The organism is Actinocrinis puniceicyclus, assembly GCF_018283645.1.
Lineage (GTDB): Bacteria > Actinomycetota > Actinomycetes > Streptomycetales > Catenulisporaceae > Actinocrinis > Actinocrinis puniceicyclus.
Genome location: NZ_JAGSXH010000406.1, coordinates 1 through 397, shown reverse-complemented (window position 1 = coordinate 397; position 397 = coordinate 1). Strand labels below are relative to the sequence as shown.

The window sequence follows — 397 nt, the reverse complement described above, 5'->3', positions numbered from 1 at the left end:
AAGGACTTGTTTGCTCAGATTGGGCTGACTTTGGTGGACTTCAAACTAGAATTTGGGATTGACTCTTCTGGGCAAATTTTATTGGCGGATGAGTTTTCTCCTGATAATTGTCGTTTGTGGGATGCGGATGGCAACCATCTCGACAAGGATGTTTTTCGTCGGGGGCTCGGGGAATTGACCGAGGTTTACGAGGGCGTATTGGCAAAATTACAGGAAGTGAAATAAGGATTGGAAGATATGGCAAAGCGGATTTTTGTTGAGAAGAAGGCAGCATTTCAGATCAAGGCGGAGGCTCTTCGTAAGGAGTTGACTCATAATTTGCAGTTGACAAGCCTGTCAAGTTTGCGGTTAGTGCAGGTTTACGATGTCTTCAATCTTGAGGAGGACTTGTTAGAGC

The 397-nt window shown here is 45.1% G+C and carries 1 protein-coding gene; it reads left to right on the top strand.

Annotated features, from left to right (window positions below; all coding sequences use genetic code 11):
• On the top strand, positions 1–225 hold a 225-nt coding region (locus KGA66_RS29505), incomplete at its 5' end, for a phosphoribosylaminoimidazolesuccinocarboxamide synthase (protein WP_281416904.1).
• Between the last annotated feature and the right edge of the window lie 172 nt (positions 226–397).